20 protein-coding genes and 1 pseudogene are annotated in these 19,184 nt (G+C 44.8%); 12 read left to right on the top strand and 9 right to left on the bottom strand.

What is annotated here, in order from left to right:
* The first annotated feature begins 21 nt into the window (after nt 1-21).
* The 3 genes from P8X24_RS02105 to P8X24_RS02095 are packed head-to-tail and all read left to right on the top strand — an operon-like array spanning nt 22 to nt 3,405.
* Complete coding sequence (locus P8X24_RS02105) at nt 22-1,524, top strand: ABC transporter ATP-binding protein (protein ID WP_372914176.1); 1,503 nt, start codon at nt 22-24, stop codon at nt 1,522-1,524.
* The gene (locus tag P8X24_RS02100) at nt 1,511-2,500 is read left to right on the top strand and encodes an ABC transporter permease (RefSeq protein ID WP_372913847.1); all 990 of its coding nucleotides are present in this window, start codon (nt 1,511-1,513) and stop codon (nt 2,498-2,500) included. Before P8X24_RS02105 ends, P8X24_RS02100 begins: the two co-directional genes overlap by 14 nt.
* The gene (locus tag P8X24_RS02095; protein WP_372913846.1) at nt 2,497-3,405 is read left to right on the top strand and encodes an ABC transporter permease; all 909 of its coding nucleotides are present in this window, start codon (nt 2,497-2,499) and stop codon (nt 3,403-3,405) included. Before P8X24_RS02100 ends, P8X24_RS02095 begins: the two co-directional genes overlap by 4 nt.
* Here the strand turns inward: P8X24_RS02095 and P8X24_RS02090 are convergent.
* From P8X24_RS02090 to proC, 4 genes and pseudogenes are all read right to left on the bottom strand, one after another.
* Nucleotides 3,395-4,381, bottom strand: coding sequence for an MDR/zinc-dependent alcohol dehydrogenase-like family protein (locus P8X24_RS02090; RefSeq protein WP_372913845.1), 987 nt, complete (start codon nt 4,379-4,381; stop codon nt 3,395-3,397). The two genes, P8X24_RS02095 and P8X24_RS02090, sit on opposite strands and share 11 nt — an antisense overlap.
* The gene (locus P8X24_RS02085) at nt 4,378-4,995 is read right to left on the bottom strand and encodes a DUF257 family protein (RefSeq protein WP_372913844.1); all 618 of its coding nucleotides are present in this window, start codon (nt 4,993-4,995) and stop codon (nt 4,378-4,380) included. Before P8X24_RS02085 ends, P8X24_RS02090 begins: the two co-directional genes overlap by 4 nt.
* A gap of 6 nt (nt 4,996-5,001) precedes the next feature.
* A complete protein-coding gene (locus tag P8X24_RS02080) occupies nt 5,002-5,577 on the bottom strand; it encodes a DUF257 family protein (RefSeq protein WP_372913843.1) in 576 nt (191 codons plus the stop codon).
* Between the two features lie 141 nt (nt 5,578-5,718).
* Nucleotides 5,719-6,512 (bottom strand): annotated as a pseudogene (gene proC / locus P8X24_RS02075) (pyrroline-5-carboxylate reductase).
* A 137-nt stretch (nt 6,513-6,649) separates the two neighbouring features.
* Between proC and P8X24_RS02070 the strand changes: the two are divergent.
* The 4 genes from P8X24_RS02070 (at nt 6,650) to P8X24_RS02055 (ending at nt 9,238) form a co-directional block, all read left to right on the top strand.
* Entirely contained in the window at nt 6,650-7,369 is a 720-nt protein-coding gene (locus tag P8X24_RS02070; RefSeq protein ID WP_372913842.1) for an ATP-binding protein, read from the top strand.
* Between the two features lie 109 nt (nt 7,370-7,478).
* Nucleotides 7,479-7,652, top strand: a complete 174-nt coding sequence (locus tag P8X24_RS02065; protein ID WP_372913841.1) for a hypothetical protein — start codon at nt 7,479-7,481, stop codon at nt 7,650-7,652.
* 24 nt (nt 7,653-7,676) lie between these two features.
* The gene (locus P8X24_RS02060) at nt 7,677-8,744 is read left to right on the top strand and encodes a helix-turn-helix domain-containing protein (protein WP_372913840.1); all 1,068 of its coding nucleotides are present in this window, start codon (nt 7,677-7,679) and stop codon (nt 8,742-8,744) included.
* A gap of 5 nt (nt 8,745-8,749) precedes the next feature.
* Nucleotides 8,750-9,238 (top strand): DUF4411 family protein, encoded by a 489-nt coding sequence (locus tag P8X24_RS02055; protein ID WP_372913839.1) that lies wholly within the window; start codon nt 8,750-8,752, stop codon nt 9,236-9,238.
* On the opposite strand, the gene P8X24_RS02050 is transcribed toward P8X24_RS02055, so the two are convergent.
* From P8X24_RS02050 to twy1, 5 genes are all read right to left on the bottom strand, one after another.
* Nucleotides 9,215-10,372 (bottom strand): hypothetical protein, encoded by a 1,158-nt coding sequence (locus tag P8X24_RS02050; protein WP_372913838.1) that lies wholly within the window; start codon nt 10,370-10,372, stop codon nt 9,215-9,217. The two genes, P8X24_RS02055 and P8X24_RS02050, sit on opposite strands and share 24 nt — an antisense overlap.
* Before the next feature lie 564 nt (nt 10,373-10,936).
* Nucleotides 10,937-12,178, bottom strand: coding sequence for a hypothetical protein (locus tag P8X24_RS02045; protein ID WP_372913837.1), 1,242 nt, complete (start codon nt 12,176-12,178; stop codon nt 10,937-10,939).
* A gap of 4 nt (nt 12,179-12,182) precedes the next feature.
* The gene (locus P8X24_RS02040; RefSeq protein ID WP_068323374.1) at nt 12,183-12,599 is read right to left on the bottom strand and encodes a PIN domain-containing protein; all 417 of its coding nucleotides are present in this window, start codon (nt 12,597-12,599) and stop codon (nt 12,183-12,185) included.
* A gap of 2 nt (nt 12,600-12,601) precedes the next feature.
* A complete protein-coding gene (locus P8X24_RS02035) occupies nt 12,602-13,837 on the bottom strand; it encodes a translation initiation factor IF-2 subunit gamma (protein WP_372913836.1) in 1,236 nt (411 codons plus the stop codon).
* A gap of 76 nt (nt 13,838-13,913) precedes the next feature.
* Nucleotides 13,914-14,930, bottom strand: a complete 1,017-nt coding sequence (gene twy1, locus P8X24_RS02030) for a 4-demethylwyosine synthase TYW1 (protein WP_372913835.1) — start codon at nt 14,928-14,930, stop codon at nt 13,914-13,916.
* Nucleotides 14,931-15,234: 304 nt separating this feature from the next.
* Between twy1 and pfpI the strand changes: the two genes are divergently transcribed.
* From pfpI to P8X24_RS02005, 5 genes are all read left to right on the top strand, one after another.
* Nucleotides 15,235-15,735 (top strand): deglycase PfpI, encoded by a 501-nt coding sequence (pfpI, locus tag P8X24_RS02025; RefSeq protein ID WP_372914175.1) that lies wholly within the window; start codon nt 15,235-15,237, stop codon nt 15,733-15,735.
* A 49-nt stretch (nt 15,736-15,784) separates the two neighbouring features.
* A complete protein-coding gene (locus P8X24_RS02020; protein WP_372913834.1) occupies nt 15,785-16,489 on the top strand; it encodes a hypothetical protein in 705 nt (234 codons plus the stop codon).
* The gene (locus P8X24_RS02015; protein ID WP_372913833.1) at nt 16,476-17,384 is read left to right on the top strand and encodes a triphosphoribosyl-dephospho-CoA synthase; all 909 of its coding nucleotides are present in this window, start codon (nt 16,476-16,478) and stop codon (nt 17,382-17,384) included. Before P8X24_RS02020 ends, P8X24_RS02015 begins: the two co-directional genes overlap by 14 nt.
* A gap of 233 nt (nt 17,385-17,617) precedes the next feature.
* A complete protein-coding gene (gene hpkB / locus P8X24_RS02010) occupies nt 17,618-17,821 on the top strand; it encodes an archaeal histone HpkB (protein ID WP_068324793.1) in 204 nt (67 codons plus the stop codon).
* 49 nt (nt 17,822-17,870) lie between these two features.
* Entirely contained in the window at nt 17,871-19,145 is a 1,275-nt protein-coding gene (locus tag P8X24_RS02005) for a TIGR04013 family B12-binding domain/radical SAM domain-containing protein (protein WP_372913832.1), read from the top strand.
* Nucleotides 19,146-19,184: the final 39 nt, after the last annotated feature.

Below are 19,184 nucleotides of genomic sequence, written 5' to 3'. Positions count from 1 at the left end.
TTTTACCCTCAGGTGCATCCCATGCATGCCGTTGAGATGAGGGATATCGTTAAGGTTTATCCCGATGGTGTCGTTGCCTTAAAGGGTGTCAACTTAACAGTAGAACAGGGAGAGATCCATGGTCTTCTTGGGGAAAATGGGGCAGGTAAGTCCACGCTTATGAGGATTCTCTATGGAGAAATAAAGCCTACAAGAGGCACGATAAAAATATTTGGAGAGGAAGTTAACTTTACTGGGCCCTGGGATGCCATAAAAAAAGGTATTGCAATGGTCTACCAGCACTTCACACTTGTTCCAACTTTTACGGTTCTCGAGAACTTGTACTTGGCAATGCTTTCCCTAAATCCAAAGGTTACAATAGACGAAGTTGAAAAGATGGCAAAAGAAAAAATGAAGGAGTTAAACTTTGAAGTTCCCCTTAATGAAGTCGTTGAAGAACTCCCGGTTGGCGTTCAACAAAGGGTTGAGATACTAAAGGCCCTCCTTTCAAATGCTAAGATCTTGATCTTGGATGAACCTACCTCCGTTTTGACACCGATAGAGACCGAGGATCTCTTTAGGACACTAAGGAAGCTTAAGGAAAGCGGAATAACGGTGATTTTTATCACCCATAAACTCAGAGAAGTAAAGGAGATAACGGATAGAGTTACCGTGCTGAGGAGGGGAGAAGTCGTTGGCGTTGCCGAAACATCAAAGGTTTCTGAGAGGGATCTCGCTAGAATGATGGTTCAGAGAGACGTTGTAATGGAGATAACTAAGAAGCCCCCAACCCCAGGAGAAGTCCTTCTTAAGGTTGAGGACCTTTGGGTGAAGGATGATAGGGGATTAGATGCAGTGAAAGGTGTTTCGTTAGAGGTCAGGGCTGGGGAGATAGTTGGAATAGCTGGGGTTCAAGGAAATGGTCAGAGGGAACTCGCCGAGGCATTGGCCGGAATAAGGGTTGCGGAAAAGGGTAAGATTACCCTTTTAGGTGAGGATATAACTAATCTCCCGGCCGATGAAAGGTATAAATTAGGGCTGGCTTACGTTCCAGATTCAAGGAAGGTTGGTCTCGTGTACGATATGAACATAGTTGAGAACGTCGTCCTAACGAACCTCGATAGGGTGACATCTACAAGGAGGATTCTCTGGAGAAAGGCTTCCGAATTAGCGGGACGGATAGTTAAGGAGTTTGAAGTGCTAGTTCCTTCCTTGAATACTCCGGTTAAGCATCTGAGCGGAGGTAATCAGCAGAAGATAATGGTTGGTAGGGAAATCATTAGAGAGCCTAAGGTCTTCATAGTCTCTGAACCCACCCAGGGACTTGACGTAGGGGCTACTGAATTCATTAGGAAAACGATATTAAAGTTGAGGGATGAAGGCAAGGCCATTCTGCTTATCTCTACGGACCTTGACGAGATACTTCAATTGAGCGATAAGATAGCCGTTATCTACGAGGGTAGGATAATGGCTTTTGATAAGAGTGAAGAGTTCACGCTTGAAAAACTTGGGCTCCTAATGGGTGGTGTCAATGTCAAGGCATGAGGTAATCATTGAGGTTTCAATTTCGCTCCTAATCGCGTTTGCCACTGGTGCATTAGTTTTGGCAATCCTAGGCTTTAACCCCGGTGAAGTGTATTCAGTCTTGTTCAAGTATGGATATAGCAACTTGAACTACCTCTTGAGCAAGAGTGCTCCCTATATAATGACTGGTTTAGCCTTCTCAATTCCAGCCATTGCAGGGGTTTTTAACATAGGTGGGGAAAGTCAGCTATATGTTGGGGCCTTCTTGGGACTGTTAACTGCGTACTACACTGGGAATCCTATATTGGCCTTGATAGTTGGAGCATTAGCTGGGGGAGCATTAGCACTTTTTATAGCTTTATTAAGAGTTTATAGGGGGATAAATGAGGTAATAACGGCGATAATGGTTAACTGGATATTCTATTACCTCCTCGCATATCTGATAGCTGGTAAGTTCTACAATCCCCAGTACTCTCATGAATCCGTTCCCGTCCCTCCAAGCGCAAGGATACCATCGCTTGCGACCTTCGTCATAGCAGTTGCCGTAGCGCTGGCTTATTACTATCTGCTGTACTTCACTGACCTTGGTTATAAACTGAGGGTCTCCGGAATATCCCCCGCATCGGCAAGATACGCTGGCTTTGAGCCTGCAAAGTCGGTTCTAACGTCGATGTTACTTGCGGGAATCGCTGCGGGACTTGGAGGTGCTCTTTTGGTTCTTGGCATAACGTACAGCATAGATGACACCTTAACCGCTATTTACGGAATAGGTTTCATGGGAATTGGGATAGGTCTCCTGGGGAGGAATCATCCAATTGGGATAATATTCTCCTCAATATTTATGTCCGGCCTCGTGATAGGAGGACAGTGGGTGGAACTTAAGACGGGAGCCCCTCCAGAACTTGCCGATACGTTAATAGGTGTCATAGTTATCGCGTTGGCCGTTCCTTATGCCTACTCTATGCTTGTGAGAAAGATTAGGAGGGAAGCAAAATGATCGGTGACATCCTTAACATCCTCTCAAACACGCTCTTTTCGATGGTTCCCCTAACTTTGGCTGCGGTGGGTGAGATAATAACTGAAAAGGCAGGGGTTGTTAACATTGGGCTTGAGGGTATATTCATGCTTTCCGCGTTCACATCCACGGTTGTCACGTTTTATACAGGAAATCCTTACCTTGGCCTGCTCCTTGGTTTATTGGTTGGAGCCTTGGCTGGCGTGTTGCATGGGGTGATAAGTGTTTACCTTAAGGGTGACCAGATAATCGCTGGCGTTGGTTTCAATTCCTTCGCCTATGGAATTAGTCTCCTCTCATTGGTTGCATTATGGCATGGCCATGGTTCATCTCCAAGGGTTAATAAAATCGTAACGCTGTCATTTGGCGACTTTTCATTTTCTCCCCTTGCCGTTGTGGCGATATTGGTAGGAATCCTAGCATGGTGGTGGCTTGAAAAAACGCCTAGCGGTTTGAAACTTAGAGCTTGTGGTGAAGATCCCAAGGCCGCAGAGGCGATGGGAGTGAACGTTTACAGGACAAGATTTTACGCCACGGTAATTGGAGGGGCACTTACGGGACTGGGCGGAGCATACTTAGTGGTTGGTTGGATCGGACAGTTCACCAAGTTCATTTCTGCTGGAAGGGGCTTTATAGCCTTGGCGAACGTTGCATTTAGTAACTGGAATCCATTAATGGCGATAGTTGGTGGTTTGATCTTTGGCTTCTTCGATGCCTTATCGATATACATCCCAATAAAGATCCAGGGGATGACTGGAAGGGTAATAACGGCAGAATCAAACCTCTTCAGAACGATTCCTTATGTGGCCACGTTGGTAATAGTAGCGATAATAATGAAGAAAGTTAAGACCCCAAGAGCCCTTGGAAAACCGTACATCAAGGAGTAAGCTGAACTTTTATTTCTTCCCTATTAAAACTCTTTTTAAACGCCTCAACACCATCATCAAGCTTGAAAGTTGAGGTAATCAGAGGTTTGACCTTAATCATGCCTGATCTTATAAGGTCAATTGCCTTCTCAAATGGTCCACACCTGCTCCCTACTATCCTAACCTCTTTAACAACCATGAGGGTGTAGTCGAAGCTTACCTGAGCTCCATGAGTGGACTTAGCTGCGATAACTCCCCTTGGCCTCACAAGCTCCAAGGCCAAGTTAAGGGCATTAGGGCTTCCTGTGGCCTCCACCACGTAGTCAAACCCCTGTCCTTCTGGCGTTTTGCTCTTCGCGTATTCCCTTGCCTCCTCAACCGTAATGACATCAACGAACTTCTCCGCTATCTTCCTTTTCGGGGAATCTTCCCTTGCTATTGCAACGACGTTAGGAGTTATCAGCCTGATAAGTTGGGCAGAGAGAAGACCTATGGTTCCTACTCCCAGGATGGCAACCCTATCCGAGGGTTTTAGCGGTTGCATTTCGAGCATCTCAACTACCGCGGCCAAGGGCTCAACAAAAGCCCCCTCTCCCCAGGATAAACCTTCTATGCTGTGAAGGAGGTGAGGTTTAGTCAGAACATACTCCGCCATTCCACCATCAATGCTGATCCCTATTGTTTCCCTGTACGGGCAGTGTGTAGGCATTCCGTGTTTACAATACCAGCACTTCTCGCAGTTGACGTTTATTTCAGTTGTGACTTTCATCCCTTCGAGGTGCTCCATTCCTGGGGCCTCGTCAACTATTCCGGCGATCTCATGTCCAGGAATAAGGGGTAACTTTGGTGGAACGTACGTTCCCTTGTAGAAAGCCTTGTCTGTTCCGCAGATCCCTGCCCTCTTTACTCGGATTCTAACCCACCCTTTATCGGGAGCTGGATCCTCAACTTCTTCAAGCTTTATCTCCCCCGGTTTATGGAGAACGAGAGCTTTCATTTTACCACCTTCATTTCGAGGCCTTCCTCTTCAAGGTTTATCGATTTAAGGACTTTGACAGTTCCATCGCCTTCTACCCTTAAGACCCTTGTAGCTATCTCCTCAAAGAGCGCAAGGTACCTTTTCTCAGTCAGTTCATAGTTCATGAAGACGAATGCAGTCCTTAGAGGATTGCCTATGAGCGTTGTTGGTACTGCGAGAACTTCGTTGAGAAGGTAGGGATCATAATCGTACCTTGCGAGGAGCTTTTCATGGTTTAATGTAACTGCTATCGCTCCTGGGACTTCTTTGTAAGTTGATACAAGTGTCTTGAAGAAGTTTATCATTAAAACTACTGGATCCTTGTACGGATCCATATCGAGTATTATTTTGCCCCACCTAGAGGAACCACCAACTTTAATTCTTTTTATCTTCTCCGTGGGGATTTCTTTACCTGAGAATTTTAACCATCTAATCACGTGAAGTCCAGAGTCAAGAAAGTCAGTTACCACAAGCCTTTCCCATCTTCCTTCCCCGATTTTGTAGAATACCTCTGGGTAGGGGGATAGTGAGGAGTACTCCACTAATACTATCTCTCCAGGTTTGGCTAATCTAACGTACTCCTCAATCTCCATTCTTTATCACCTAACGAGCACGTTTTGGTATTTGTCTATCCTCAAAACGCAGTCTGCAACCTCTTCGAGCCCCTTCCTGAAGTATGTTGACGATGCACCTATGTTGAGAAAGAGAAATGCAACTCTCCCTGACTCTTGTAAGTGCCTCCTTCCTATCACTTCAAAGTACGCTTCGATCTTTGTAATGTCTGGCTTTATCTGATTCAAGAACTTGTGAAGGCCCAGGATGATTAGCATTTTCCTCTTCTCGCTTGAAATTTTCTTGTAGATCTCCCAGTACTTGCCGATGTGATGCGTAAAGTCCTCAAACTCATCTATCTTTCCAATTAGCTCTCCAACAGTTACCCTTCCTCCTTCTTTAATTACTTTCAAATCATCCGCTTCAATTTCAAATCCTTGCAATTTAAGTTGCTGGATAAACACCTGGAGGGAATCTTTGATGTCTACAACTACTGGTGTTACATCTTTTCCCTTGAAGAACCTGAGTACCTCAAGAAAAGCTCTTTCAGGATGGTCACTTGGTTGGTATTCGATGAGAATCATGCCCTCATTAAGACTCTCAAGGAATTCCCTAAGTCTCATTTTCTGGCATCCCTCCTCATATGATTAATTGCTTTGGACTTTAAATATTTTCCAAGGTAATATGAGACATACAAATAATCTGAAAAGGGATAAAGCTAGTTGTCTATTATATATGTTCTAATTTTGAGGACTTTAAAATCATTAAGTGGAGTTTAGAACCCTTGTTGACAGTATCTTTGACTTTTTAGTTGCCGCATCTATTGCCTTCATTATTGCCGTCCTTATCTTCCCTTCTTCGAGCTCAAATATACCGTCTATCGTTGTTCCCCAGGGGTTATGACCATGTCCCTTATCTCCGCAGGATGGTCTCCGAGCTCGAGGAGGAGCTTTGCCGTTCCAAGGAGGGTTTGAGCAGCAGCTAGCCTTGCTATGTCCCTGGGGAGGCCGACTTTAAGACCACCATACATCATTGCCTCTAGAAACACTGACACGTAGGCAGGGCCTGACCCGCTTAATCCAGTTATTGCGTCCATATATTCTTCCTCAATTCTGAGGCACTTTCCAAATGCTAAGAACAGCTTTTCCACGGTTTCTATCTCTTCTTCACTTAAGTCTTGGGTGGCGTAAGCCGTGAAAGATTTCTTGACGAGAACTGCGATATTGGGCATTGCCCTTACAAACTTCGCCTCTGGGGCGAACTCCTTAAGGAGCTTCAGAGGAATTCCTGCTGCCAGCGAGATTACTATCTTGCCCTTAATTTCATCCCTAATCTCCTCAAGAACCTTCCCGACTTTGTTGGGCTTTACGGCTATTATAACTATATCAGCCTCTTCGCTGGCCTTCCTGTTATCCCTCTCTAATCTTACTCCGGCTTCTTCGAGCCACTTGACTTTTTCTAAATGCCTTCTCGTGGCTGTAACTTGATAGCCAGCCTCGGCAAGGGCCTTTGCAACGGCACTCCCTATGGTTCCAGCTCCAATAACTGCAACCTTCAATTATTTCACCCAAGGCTCTAAGCTTGTTGTTGACAGTTAAATAATATTCTTGAAAAATTTTTGTCAAACTGCTAATGCTGATAGAGGAAACATAACTTAAATAAGTCCCTTTGGGAGTAATTGTTTGGGGAAGTGGCATGTTCTTTAACGGGGAAAAGGAAATTGATGAGTTGCTCAGGATTGTGAGAGGAGATCCAAATATAGTAACGTTCGTTTATGGGCCAATAAACAGCGGTAAAACTGCCCTCATGCGAGAATTCATAAGCAGGCTTCCGGATAATTATGTAGCGTTTTATGTTAATCTCAGAGCCACACCGGTCACAGATTATGAGGACTTTCTTGACGTCTTGTTCTCAATAGACGTTGAATCCCCTGTTCAAAGCCTTAAGGAAGCTTTGTCCCTAGTTCTATCTGCGGGCAAGGAAATTTTAGGCATTCCAATCCCCGAAAGTGTCCTAACGTGCGTATTGAGGGGGAAGAAGCCAAAGAATGCCTTTGCCTACATCATAAAGTTGCTGGGGGAGGTTAAGGATAAAGGGAAGGCGCCCATTTTAATACTTAACGAACTTCAGGTCATTAGGGATTTGAATGTTAATGGACCCGTAATTTATGAACTCTTTAACTTCTTTGTTCACATAACTAAAGAGGCCCACTTAGCCCACGTTTTCGTAGTAACCTCGGACAGCCTATTTATCGAGGAAGTTTACAACGAAGCCATGCTTCAGGGGAGATCTGATTATCTCCTTGTCGATGACTTTGATGAAAGCACTACCTTGGAATTTCTAACTTCGCACGGATTAGAAAAGAGGAAAGCAAAGCTTGCACTGGAATACTTTGGGGGCAAGCCTTCTAATTGAGGCAATCAAACATGGAGATGACCTTAAGGAATAGTGTGGGAGAATACTCGACTTAAGGGCTGGGCAGATCTATGGCTTTGTTTATGGAAAAAAGAGCTTGATAAACCTCTTGAAGAATTTCATTGAGGCTGATGAGATATCCTTTGACGGCAGGATTACTAAAGCATTAGAGCAGGCGGTTAGGGCCTATATCTTGTTTGTTGATCCTCTTGAAGGAGTGGTAAGGCCCCAGGGAAGGCTAGAGCTATTGGCCATTAGGAGGGTTCTTGAAGGAGAGATTTAAAAGGGATAATCAGGAGTTGATAAATTGAGAGGAACCATGGTTGAGAAAATTGGTGTCCTGCCCAGTACTTTAAAGAAGCTCAGAGAGGGGGCTGGTTTAAGCATTGAAGATTTAGCTCGTAAGCTCCGTGTAAAGCCTGAGAAAATACTGGCTGTTGAATCTGGGAGGGATAGCTTCACAATTACACAACTCGAGAGACTAGCGGATATATACAAGGTTCCTCTTGTTGCCTTCTTCACAACCGAGATCATCGAAACTCGGAAATTGCCCGATTACAGAATAAATAGGGAAAAGAAGCTTGGGCAGAAAACGGCAGTTGCAATTAGATGGGCGAGATATATTTCAGAGTCCATTCCAAACCTCACTGGATTAAGAAGTAAAATTCCCACGCTCCAGGATCTTCCTCCTGAAGCTCTAGCCAATAAACTTAGAGAGATGTTAGGGCTGGCTGAGCCCTCCTTTAGGAGTCCAAAGGAAGCTTTTAACTTCTATAGGAACTTAATAGAGTCAAAATTTAGTATTGGGGTTATTCAGTATCCCCTTGACGAGGATGTTAGGGCGTTCAGCATAAAGGGATCGTTTTCTGTTATCGTTCTCAATGAGTCAGATATGTATTCAGTCAAAGTGTTCTCGCTATTCCATGAACTTTGTCACCTGATAAGAGGGGAGGAGGGGATTTGTTCTATAGATATTGATTCAGAAATTAGCGACGTGGAGAGATACTGTGATAAGTTCGCTGCGGAATTTTTAGTGCCCACTAGATACTTCCTCAAGGACATCGGGAGGAATCCAAGAGAGAAAGATGTTCAGATCGTTGCAAGGAAGTATGGAGTTAGCATGCAGGTAATCATGATAAAGTTGCTCGAGGTGGGTTACATAACAAGGGAAAGGTACGTCGAATTTAAGGAAAAATATAAACCGAAGAAGGGTGAGGGGGGTAAGATAAGCTGGGAAGAGAGATATCAGAATAGGATTGGTAATTTGATTTTGGAGGAAATAAGCAAAGCATATCGCAGTGGAGAGATAACGTTCTACGAAGCAGCTGACATTCTTAATATTAAAACTAAGTATGCTGAAAAGTTGTTAGGGTGAGAGCTTTGACTATATACGTCATCGACACAAGTGCACTAATAGATATGGCCCGATGGTATCCAATGGATAGAAAATTCTTCAGGCCAATTTGGGACAAACTTGAAGTGCTCGTAAATGCTGGTAAAATTGTTGCCCCTTATGAGGTTTATAGAGAACTTAAAAGCAGAAGCGATGAGCTACTTGAATGGGTGCAAAAGAGGAGGTTCATGTTCATTCATCCTGACCAAGGACAAGTGAACATCCTTATGAGAGTGAAGGCTGTTTATGATGAGGACTACTGGGAAAGGGAAGCCAATAAGGCTGGAGCTTGGGCCGATCCTTGGGTAGTTACACTTGCCCTCCATTATAGAGAGGTTGCATTGATAAATGATGATGTAATGATAGTGACCCAAGAAAACAAGAGGAAAAGGAACAGGATTCCTTATATAGCGTCCCAGTTTGGTATTAACTCTTTTGATGTTTTAGAGTTCCTATGGGACATTGGCATTAGATGATAGGAATTCTGAAAGTTCTTTGAGGTATTTTCTCAGGTCAAGGAGTTTCATGTTCCTTAGGTCCATTGTGTAAAAGCTAACATCTATTCCTGGGTACCTCTTCTTGAGTATTTTGAGGAGCTTTAGGAAGTCATCTGCGTGGATAAAGGCAGTTATTGGCTCTACAACTATCTTTACTTTTCCTGAAGTTCCAGAATATTTCTGTATTGTCTTGTGTATCTTGTGGAAGCCTTCCTCAAACAGGGTTTCTGCCTCGTAAAATTCGCCTTCGAATATTACGTCCGGAACTATTGTTCCAAATGGCTCTTCTGTTCTTATCCTCTCCAAGATCTCACCAATGTCTTTTATTCCCCTCTTTACGAGCTCCTTGATTAACGTTGAAATTATGAATGCTTTCATTCTTAAGTGCTCCCTGCTCTCGTTTTCTCCCTCTCGGATTATTCCCAGGGTGTGGTAGTACTCGTTGACAAGTTTCTCTAGCTTGTCTTCGTAGAGCTTTGACGTTTCGTTGAAGATAGTGTCTTGATCAATTCCTGGGGCAACGTCCTTTACAATGATGTTCCCCAGGATAAGCTTTGTTAATATCTTTTTCTCCTTAAAAGATAGTTTCCTTGGGGTTATCTCGACGATCTTTGCAACCCTTTGAAGTTGCCAGTTGACTTCTTCAAGAAGCCTCTGGTATTTCTCGGATACTTTCTCGTCTTTGGTGTAGAATATCACTATCCCCTTCCTCCCGTGGAATATTGCCCACAACCTATCTGCGAGGAGATCCCTGTTTATTTCTCCCTCTGAATCAACGTCAACTACGAAAATTTTGCCTTCATCGAGCCATCTTTCAACTTCTCTTTTGCTCCACTCGTCCTTAAGCGTTAGCTTCTTTATATCTGGAATTCCTCCTTTCTTTTCCCGGTAAATTCTTATGAGTATCTCCTCGAATAAGTGAATGTAACTGTCATCCTGGGAATCCTTGAATAAAATTACCAGAGGTTCTGGAGCATCTTTTAGGGCTCCTGCTCCCCCACCGAATAAAAATTCCAATGGCTTGATGGGGGTTCTCGGTAGTTCTATTCCCTTGCTTTCTTTCGTTCTACTCTTGGATACAAAAGTTTTTCTTGTGTCTGGAGCTTTCTTCATTATTTCGGGTTTAAAATACTTGGGAGAGAGTCTTTTAGTGATACTAGCATCAAGAGTGTTATCTTTAAAATCAAACACGGGTTTTGTTGAGAACTTCAATACAGGAATAACGAATTCGTTCTGCTTCTTTTTCTTTTTTAGTATTGATGAGTCGAGAACTCTCCATTGGAATTCAATAGTTGGCTTTCTAAAAGCTACTTGTAGAACGTGAGGCTCTTTAAGTCCTTGGGTTACATGGAGATTTGAGTCAATTTGAGTTTCCTTGAAAGAAAATTTAGGAGAGTGAAAGTGTAAAGCTGATATACTGAAAGATTTTTGGGAAAAGTAATGGGGGAACTTCCCCTCTACAGTTCCATGTAAAAAGCTGAGATGAGGGACATTGAATCTTACTTGTGAAATTTTAACGTTTACTTCTTGGGATTCTTGAGATGAACTTATGGATTTTGGAAGTGGAGATTGACGCGGGATAACTTTCTTTTCAGGTTTCTGTTTTCTACGTTCTCTTTCTCGTTTTTCCTCCTCGTATTCACGATATTCCTGGGTTGACTTATTTCTTTCTTCCATTTAGAACCACCATTGGGCTTTATATGGGACATCTCCAATATACCTTATCGTGTTCTCTCCTTCTGGAAGGAGTACTGAGATACCTTTGAACAGAAACTCGCTTACAATGTCTATGATCTTGAAGAGGGAGATTGGTGGTTTTTCATGCTCACTCCTCGCAATAATTGCTTTAGAATAACCATCTACAAGCCTTATTGCTGTTTCGTTAGGCCATTTCTGGATAAGTGTTCCATTAATTTCGAATCTGTATGTATCAAGAGGATAAAATTTTTCACTTCCGATTTCAACGTAGACATCAGTTCTTGACTTACTTTTTACACCTGCAAATCCATAGTATGATTTTACGAAATCTTCTGGGTTTGTGACATAGTTAAATACATTAAGTGTAGAGTTTTTGCTTCCTATTAATGATGGCGTCATAAATGCCCAAATAGCAAGTTGAATGTTGTAGATATACCTTCCAAGTGAATTCTCACCCACTATATGACCCCATATAGTGTACTCTTCTCTTAGCTCCTCGTTCTCTACCTCAGGAATAAAAATTGGTTCTATGCCCAGGAACTCTAGTACATCTTTTGTAAGCTTTTGGTACGCTCTTATCATATATCTCCAAGGGAGACTTGCCGTGCTAAGTCTGAAAAATGTGTATGGATTATATTGGGCGTTAAAGTATGTTACCGCTTTGTATAAATCTTTAAGAACATCAAGGAGTTTATTTGGATAGTCAAGTATGTCTTCAATTGATGTTCCTGTACCTGAGATCACCCTTGCCTTCTTTAAGGCATTCTCACTAAGCTTATTGAGTGCTTTTATCATCTTTAGGAAGCTGACATTATCCTCCTTCTCTTTCTTTACAAGAATATCACTAAGTCCCTCCTCTCCAACGGCCTCAATGGCACTAATGAACTCTGTGGGCTCAACGTATATCCCATACATCAGCCTTATCAGCTTGGCCAAGCTCCTTTCGGTGTAATTTCCGCTTTCATTTATCCCTCCAACGAAAAACTTTAGAACTCTCTCGTCGTCTTCCTTTACGGCCTTAAGGGACTTTCCAACGTACCTCTCGAGGTAATCCTTCAACTCGAGAAGTGTTTTTGTAGTGGAGTATATCGGCCCTATGTAATCTCTAATGTATTTCTTCCAAGCCTCAACGTTCCAGTACTCGAACCCAGGAATCTCTTCATAGTAACCCATGTTTACCCCAGGATTAGTATCTCCAGGAAATATTAAAGGTTTGATCATTTGATCACTCGAGCATGCCCTCGAGCTCGAGCTTCTTTTTCTGCCTAAGGAATATCACGGGAACTCCGGCCTCCCTAAGCCTCTTCCTGAGCTTTTTATCGTTGGTGCACACTATAACGTTATCATTGGCTATCGCGTACTCATAGAGCAACTCATCTGTGGTCTTCGACATGAACTCCCCAATATATACGACGGGAAACCTCTCGGCAAGCTTTAGGGCCATCCTTGCCGCCATCAGATCCTTTCCTCTAACCTTTCCTTCTTTGATTATTGTTTTAAGCTCCTCAAGAACGACGTTTGGAATGGCGACCTGATACTTCACATCAAGTATCCTGTCGAATTCCGAAATTATATCCACCCCGAACTGCCCGGGAATGAAAAGAAAATTTGTATCGGGGAGAACGAGCCAAACCTTCCTCATGTCTATTCCCTTATGAACCCATAACCTATTAGCCTCCACCTTGAGCCTATCTGCCTACTTATTGCCACTCTATCCCCGGGCTCTGCGCACACTGGTATCTGGAGCTTTAATTCTATCTCATCCTTTCCTAAGCCCGTAACAAGGCCCATCGTTCTCGCGGTTCCAACGTTCAGCAGTAGCACTTCCTTCCTCTTAATTGGCTCTACCTTTAATTCTTGCTCAGTTCCAACGACCCTCTCGAGCAGGTGAACCTCAAGCCTAAGCTCCTCCCACACGGGTGGGAGCTTTCCGGGCTTTCCAACAACGTTACCTGCCATCAGGTCGCCCTTGGTTAAGTATGGGTCGAGCTTTGTTCCAACTCCAACTAAACCTCCTGGGTAAGCCTCCTCGACGAACTTTCCTCCGGCTTGTAGAGAAACTATCTCAGTCGTTATTGGCTCGTACTTTATCCTTCCGTGCTCCTCATAGGGAACTCCCGGCCTTATCTCAATCTCATCCCCAACCTTGAGCTTACCCTGGACTATCGAACCTCCAAGAACTCCACCGACAAGCTTCTCTGGCTTTGTTCCCGGCTTGTTGACGTCGAAGCTTCTAAGAACTAACATCTTCGGTGGCTTGTTGGGATCTCTCTTCGGGGTTGGTATGAAGTCCTCTATGGCCTTCACGAGCACATCTATGTTCGCACCGTGAAGTGCTGAGATCGGAATTATCGGGGCGTTCTCTGCTACAGTTCCCTTTATGAACTCTCTAATCTGTCTATAGTTCTCCAACACCTTCTCCCTGTCGACGAGCTCTATCTTATTCTGAGCTATGATTATGTTCTTCTGTCCGATGATCTGAAGGGCCATTAAGTGCTCTCTGGTCTGGGGCCTTGGGCAGGGCTCATTCGCGGCTATAACCAAGATTGCCCCGTCCATCAGGGAAGCCCCAGCGAGCATCGTTGTCATCAACGCCTCGTGACCTGGGGCGTCTATGAACGAAACCCTCCTCACGAACTCGGTTTCGTGACCACAGTAAGGGCAGACTGGGGAGGTTGAGTACCTTCCGCAGTTCGGGCACTTCCTTATCTCCGCATCTGCGAACCCTATCTTAATCGTAATTCCCCTTCTGAGCTCTTCGCTGTGTGTGTCCGTCCAAACTCCCGTTAGGGCCTTTGTTAGTGTGGTTTTACCGTGGTCAACGTGACCAACCATTCCTATATTGACCTCTGCCTGCTTGGTCTTCCTCTCCTCTGACATGGCTCTCGCCTCCAGAAGAGTTTCGACTAAGTCCATTTAATAGCTTTATCCCGAAGGGAAAATTTGGAAAAAGAAGTCAGTGCTTTATGAACCTGCCCTCAAGGCCAGTCCCGGAGGGATCAACGTCGTCCCTCATGATCAATACCACCCTGCTCGGCTCGTACTCGTCCTCTATGTGGTACCCTGGGAGGTGCTTTACTAGGGCCTCTGCGAACTTCCTTATATCCTCGTGGCTCGGCATGTTGTTTATCGTCAACCTGTTCCTTGAATACCCAACGAACATGTAAGCCTTTGCCTCGACGAACATTGGCTTGGCCTTGAGGATCAGCTTGGCGTAGCCCTCTGGATTGTGCATGTTCTCTCCCTTCACTAGGGTTAGCCTCACAACGGTTCTAGTTTGAATTCCGTTCATGAGCTCGAGGAACTCCTTTATCCTCTCCCATCCATCGGGTATCATTGGGATGTTTACCTTGTTGTACGTTTCAATGTCAGGCGCGGTAATTGAGACGTAGAGCTGAGTTGGTAGCTTGTCCTCCCTTATCATCTCCTCGAGCCTCTCTGGAACGGTTCCGTTCGTGACTATGAACGTAGTGAAGCCCCTCTTATGGAACTCCTCAACTAAATCTCCCATGTAGGGATACAGCATTGGTTCTCCCGACAAACTAATTGCTGCATGCCTTGGATACCATGCCTCCTCGAACTTCTTCTTATCCACCTTTGGATTACCCTTGTATCCCACCAAGAGCTTTCTTTGTGCCTTGATGCTCTCCTCCACGATGAACGCGGGATCATCCCAGGGCTGAGGCAGTTCAGTCCCCAGGAATGTCTCCATTGGGCGCCAGCAGAATATGCAGTTGTGGGTGCACCAAGCTAAAACCGGGGTCATCTGAAGGCACCTGTGCGAGTGGATTCCGTAGAACTTCTGCTTGTAGCAGAATCTCCCCTCGGTTAGGCTCTTCTTGAGCCAGTGACATAGCTTAACTCCGCTGTGCCTTCCCACTAGTTCGTAGTGTTGCTTCCTAAAGAGGTTGGCTATCTCGGGCGGCATGTTCGGATTAGCTTGAACCGTAATCTTTCCTGGCTTTATATTCATCCCTCTCACCTCCTTTGTGGGCTGGGAGTCTCGCCCTTTAGGGCGGGGAGGAAAGCCCGCTATATTAAATTTTTTATTCCTCCTGAGGGCACTCTAACCGTGCCCGATGACGCCAACCTGCTCGGTGAACCACGGGCGACCGTGCGGAGCTATGGGAACCCCCGTTCAGGGGAGGAGGTCAGCTCCGATTAGGCTCGCCTAACTCATGGTGAATTTCATTATTTAATTTTAAAAATCTAATGTGAATTGAACTTCATAAAAAATGTGTTAAAGAGTTCCCCCAATGATACCTTTGGTGGTGCCCGTGAAGATCCTAATCTTAAGTGCCGACCAGTTTGAGGATGTTGAGCTAATATATCCCTACCATAGGCTCAAGGAAGAGGGACATGAAGTTGTAGTTGCGAGCTTTAGGAGGGGAGTTATTACCGGAAAGCATGGGTACACGGTGAATGTTGACTTAGCCTTTGATGAGGTCAATCCCGATGACTTCGATGCCCTAGTTCTGCCTGGAGGGAGGGCTCCAGAGCGCATAAGGCTGAACGAAAAGGCAGTAGAAATTGTAAGGGAGATGTTTAGCGAGGGCAAGCCAGTTGCGAGCATCTGCCATGGGCCCCAGGTACTCATTTCTGCTGGAGTTCTCAAGGGCAGGAGGGGAACGAGCTACCCTGGAATTAAGGACGACATGATAAATGCTGGCGTCGAGTGGGTAGATGCTGAAGTTGTCGTTGACGGCAACTGGGTAAGCTCGAGGGTTCCTGAGGATTTGTACGCATGGATGAGAGAGTTCGTTAAACTACTTAAGTGAATAACAAAAAAGTTTATATCCTTCTACGTTTTTCATCTTTGGTGGTTGTATGAGGAAAGGTAGCTTTCTGGGCTTCCTGATATTAACGCTTTTCCTTGCTATTGTTATTGTAGGGGTTGTAGTTGGCGCGTTGGCTCTTAAGTACCTTGACACTCATGAAATTAAGATTTGTAGTTGTGACGGTTGTGAGAAAGTACCTACCGGTTCCATAAAGACAGTGGGGAAGTACAATGCAACGGCAGTTGAGATTGCGAAGATAGTTGGGGAGGTTATAATTAAGCCAGGGAACTCCTCAGCCATCGTGAAGAGCAACTTGCCAATTGAAGTTTCGCTAAACGAGGGTGCCCTATTTATAACGTGTTCAAACTGCTCCGAGTATAAGAATGGGAAGATAATCATAGAGGGGAACATCTCTAGGCTTAAGGTCGGCAAGCTCCTTGGAACCTTGGAGATCTACGCTCCTCTGAAGGAGATCAAAGTGGATAGCATTCTTGGTGATCTCGAGGCCTACTCCTACATAGACGAGTTTAGGGCGGAGGATGTTCTCGGTGAAGTAAGTATAAAGGTCAGGAAGAGTGTGGAAATAGAAAAGGTACTGGGAGAAGTCCACATTAAGGTGCCTCGGGGATATAAGGCTGAGCTCAATGTTGAGAAGGTTCTTGGTGAAGTTCATAACTCTTCGGAGGGGGATAAAGGTAAAGTAGAGGTGAGAATTTCAAAAGTTTTGGGTGAGCTGAGCGTTGAGAACGAGTAATATAGTTAGGGCGTTCATCCTGGGAAGCTTAGTAGAGGTTGCGGTTCCGAAGCCAGGGAACGTTTCGAGACTTAGGGATTTCCCCGACTTGACTTTTTACCACTTTCTATTTGCTAATACCTCCCTTATTGGCCCTTACATGGAGGCCGCCAAAAGGGGAGAACTCCTTGGTGAGGGCATGATTGAGGAGAGTAACGTTGGCTTGGGTCAGCTAATACTCATGGCCATTAGGGAGTCAAAAAGGTGGCAAGATTCAAATCCAAATTTTGGTGTTGTGGCTCTCAGCATTCCCCTAATAGTTTCCCTTTCCAGTGGAAGACCAATAGAAAAGGCCGGACTTTATGCCTCCAAGCTTATAGAGAGGTCAACTCCGTACGATTCGGTAAATTTCTACAAGGCGATAAGGATTGCGAACCCCAAAGGCCTCAAGGGTGGAGTTAAGTACGATGTTTATGATGACTCATCCTTTGGTGAACTCATCAGGGACAACATCAACCTCTACAAACTCGCAGAGATCAGCTGTCCCAGGGAGATGATATTCTGTGAGTGGCTCAATGGATACTCAAAGGTTTATGAGACCTTGAATATGCTGGAGGGGTTTATCGGAAATGTGAATATTGAAGGGGCAGTGCTTAGGACTTTCTTAAACCTCTTGGCCCGGTATAGGGATACTCTAATAGAGAGAAAGGCTGGTGCTGAAGAGGCGGAACTCATCAGGAGAAAGGCCGAGCTTGTGGTGAGGGGTGAACTGGGCTTAGATGAGTTCTCAAATTTTATGGCTGAGAAAGGTGACTTAAGGAATCCAGGTAGCCTTGCCGATATAATGGCAGTTGCCTTATCACTGCTCTTCTTGAAAGGGTACAGGCTTGAAGGGTCATTTTTGTATAAAAGTTAAGCCATTACCTTCTCCTACTTTCCCGATATAGTTCCCACCTGGGTAGGGAGTTATATTCGTTATAGGAACCCTAAATGTTCCCAGGATTTATGGCTATGACTGCATGTCCTATTATTAATAATTCATTATTGCTCCATTGGCCCATATCTCAATCGGAGCCCTAGAAATTCCGAAAAGTTTATATAGTTTTAGAGCCCAAATTCCAATGAAAGAACTTGTAGGAGGTGTGGATGATGGCCGAGTTACCAATTGCTCCAGTTGACAGGCTTATAAGGAAGGCTGGTGCTCAGAGAGTTAGCGAGCAGGCAGCAAAGCTTCTTGCTGAGCACCTCGAGGAGAAGGCCCTAGAGATTGCAAGGAAGGCCGTTGACCTTGCAAAGCACGCTGGAAGAAAGACCGTTAAGGCCGAGGACATCAAGCTCGCAATTAGGAGCTGATCTCTTTTCCTTTAGTATTATTTTTAAACTGATTTTCAAACTCTTTCTCGTGGTTGAGGTTGCGGTAAGGATAACAAGGAGAAATCATAACGCTTTTGTTCACCTGTTGGCTGCCTTAGAGAGTCAAGGCTACGACTTAGCTGAGGTTCTCGTCACGAAAGACTTGGAAGAGATAATAAGGGCTGAGCCTAAGGTAATCCTTTACTCCTTTTACTCCCAGGAAGTTGATGAGGTAAAGAGGGAGATTGGAATTTTGAGAAGCAAAGTGGATGCGGTATTCGTTGCTGGTGGTTACCACGCGATGGCCATGCCAAAGCACACCCTTAAAGTTCTTGGCTTTGATATAGCGGTTATAGGGGAAGGGGAGGAAGCCCTCTATAACCTTTTAATGATCCTAAAGAGACATGGTTATCAAATTGGCAAGTACTTAACCTCCGTTAGGGGGCTTGCCTTCTACCTTGGTGATGATTTCATTTTTACGGGCTTTGCTAAAGTTGAAGACTTCTGGAAGTTTCCTCCTTACCCCGAGGGCTTGAGGTTAATCTCTCCAATGGAGATCAGCAGGGGTTGTCCTTTCGGTTGTTATTATTGTCAGACCCCTTACGCCAAGGGCTTCAGGATGAGGCACAGACCTATAGACCAAATTGTTAGGTACTCGAGGAGAATGAAGGATATGCGCTACATCACTCCAAACGCCTTTGCCTACGGTAGTCCTGGGGCAATTCTTAAGCTGGAGAAGCTTGAAGCCCTTCTTAGGGCTCTCCAACCCTTAAGGAGGGAAGGGAGGAGGCTGTTCTATGGCACATTTCCGAGTGAGGTGAGACCGGAGTTCGTCACTAGGGAGACTGTTGAGTTATTAATAGATTATACAGATACTAAGAGGCTTGCCATTGGAGCACAGAGTGGGGACGATGCAATGCTTAAAGCAATGCATAGGTTACACAGGGTTGAGCACGTAGTTAATGCCGTTGAGCTAGCCTTGGAGTACGGTTTGGAGCCTGTAGTTGACTTCATAGTGGGCCTTCCTGGTGAGAGCGAGGAGAGCCAGAGGAAGAGCATAGAGTTGATGAGGTGGATAATGAGGAAGGGTGGGAAGGTTAGGGCTCACTACTTCATGCCCCTCCCAGGAACTCCCTGGGCTCGGTGTAAGCCATCTCCACTAAGTGAGGAGATGAAGAAGTTTTTGGGTAGGATGGCGGCTGAGGGCAAGATTGAAGGGTCTTGGGGAATTCAGGTTCAGATATCAAGAAAATTACAGAGGCTTATTGAAGAATTTTATGAGGAACCTTTCACCTATCAGGGGATTATTAGAGAGGTTTGCTGATCGCTAAACTTATAACTTTTAAGTAAGCCTTACTACTTG

Source organism: Pyrococcus kukulkanii (assembly GCF_041647995.1).
Lineage (GTDB): Archaea > Methanobacteriota_B > Thermococci > Thermococcales > Thermococcaceae > Pyrococcus.
Note: the sequence above shows the minus strand (reverse complement) of the source record. Positions and strands in the feature narration are given on the sequence as shown.

Coding starts and splice junctions, on each gene's coding strand:
- P8X24_RS02080 (WP_372913843.1), bottom strand. CDS start 5,577: ATGAGACTTAGGGAATTCCTTGAGAGTCTTAATGAGGGCATGATTCTC.
- P8X24_RS02085 (WP_372913844.1), bottom strand. CDS start 4,995: ATGGAGATTGAGGAGTACGTTAGATTAGCCAAACCTGGAGAGATAGTA.
- P8X24_RS02045 (WP_372913837.1), bottom strand. CDS start 12,178: ATGATCAAACCTTTAATATTTCCTGGAGATACTAATCCTGGGGTAAAC.
- P8X24_RS02020 (WP_372913834.1), top strand. CDS start 15,785: ATGAGGAAAGGTAGCTTTCTGGGCTTCCTGATATTAACGCTTTTCCTT.
- P8X24_RS02070 (WP_372913842.1), top strand. CDS start 6,650: ATGTTCTTTAACGGGGAAAAGGAAATTGATGAGTTGCTCAGGATTGTG.
- twy1 (WP_372913835.1), bottom strand. CDS start 14,930: ATGAATATAAAGCCAGGAAAGATTACGGTTCAAGCTAATCCGAACATG.
- P8X24_RS02105 (WP_372914176.1), top strand. CDS start 22: ATGCATGCCGTTGAGATGAGGGATATCGTTAAGGTTTATCCCGATGGT.
- P8X24_RS02095 (WP_372913846.1), top strand. CDS start 2,497: ATGATCGGTGACATCCTTAACATCCTCTCAAACACGCTCTTTTCGATG.
- P8X24_RS02100 (WP_372913847.1), top strand. CDS start 1,511: ATGTCAAGGCATGAGGTAATCATTGAGGTTTCAATTTCGCTCCTAATC.
- P8X24_RS02050 (WP_372913838.1), bottom strand. CDS start 10,372: ATGAAGAAAGCTCCAGACACAAGAAAAACTTTTGTATCCAAGAGTAGA.
- P8X24_RS02040 (WP_068323374.1), bottom strand. CDS start 12,599: ATGAGGAAGGTTTGGCTCGTTCTCCCCGATACAAATTTTCTTTTCATT.
- P8X24_RS02090 (WP_372913845.1), bottom strand. CDS start 4,381: ATGAAAGCTCTCGTTCTCCATAAACCGGGGGAGATAAAGCTTGAAGAA.
- hpkB (WP_068324793.1), top strand. CDS start 17,618: ATGGCCGAGTTACCAATTGCTCCAGTTGACAGGCTTATAAGGAAGGCT.
- P8X24_RS02035 (WP_372913836.1), bottom strand. CDS start 13,837: ATGTCAGAGGAGAGGAAGACCAAGCAGGCAGAGGTCAATATAGGAATG.